Genomic DNA, 1,068 nt, shown 5'->3' with positions numbered 1-1,068 from the left:
TATCAGCGATTAAGCGATAACTTTAGCAACAACACCAGCGCCTACAGTACGGCCGCCTTCACGGATTGCGAAACGCAGACCGTCGTCCATTGCGATTGGGTGGATCAGGGTAACAACCATTTTGATGTTGTCGCCCGGCATGACCATCTCTACGCCTTCTGGCAGTTCGATGGTACCAGTCACGTCAGTTGTACGGAAGTAGAACTGTGGACGGTAGCCTTTGAAGAACGGAGTATGACGGCCGCCTTCGTCTTTGGACAGGATATAAACTTCAGATTCGAACTGAGTGTGCGGCTTGATTGAGCCTGGCTTAGCCAGTACCTGACCACGTTCGATTTCTTCACGTTTGATACCACGCAGCAGAACACCAACGTTCTCACCAGCACGGCCTTCGTCCAGCAGTTTGCGGAACATTTCAACGCCAGTACAGGTTGACTTAGCAGTCTCTTTGATACCAACGATTTCAACTTCTTCGCCAACTTTAACGATACCGCGCTCTACACGACCGGTAACAACTGTACCACGGCCGGAGATGGAGAATACGTCTTCGATAGGCAGCAGGAATGGCTTGTCGATAGCACGCTCTGGCTCTGGGATGTAAGAATCCAGGTAGCCTGCCAGTTCAACAATCTTCGCTTCCCACTCTGCTTCGCCTTCCAGCGCTTTCAGAGCAGAACCACGTACGATTGGAGTATCGTCACCCGGGAAGTCGTACTGAGACAGAAGTTCACGAACTTCCATTTCTACCAGTTCCAGCAGCTCTTCATCATCAACCATGTCGCACTTGTTCAGGAACACGATGATGAATGGAACGCCAACCTGACGACCCAGCAGGATGTGCTCACGGGTCTGTGGCATAGGGCCATCAGTCGCAGCAACAACCAGGATAGCGCCGTCCATCTGAGCAGCACCGGTGATCATGTTTTTAACGTAGTCGGCGTGCCCTGGGCAGTCAACGTGCGCATAGTGGCGAGTCGGGGTGTCATATTCAACGTGGGAAGTGTTGATGGTGATACCACGAGCTTTTTCTTCTGGTGCGTTATCGATCTGGTCGAATGCACGAGCAGC

At 52.1% G+C, this 1,068-nt stretch carries 1 protein-coding gene; it reads right to left on the bottom strand.

Annotation, left to right across the window (positions count from 1 at the left end; genetic code table 11):
* Window positions 1-9: 9 nt before the first annotated feature.
* Window positions 10-1,068, bottom strand: a 1,059-nt coding sequence (tuf, locus tag HYQ67_RS23800) for an elongation factor Tu (protein WP_202308656.1), incomplete at its 5' end; no start/stop codon positions are given.

This window comes from Dryocola clanedunensis subsp. sulfonylureivorans (assembly GCF_016756775.1).
In the GTDB taxonomy this organism is placed as follows: domain Bacteria; phylum Pseudomonadota; class Gammaproteobacteria; order Enterobacterales; family Enterobacteriaceae; genus Dryocola; species Dryocola clanedunensis.
This window is presented reverse-complemented; position numbering and strand designations above follow the sequence as displayed.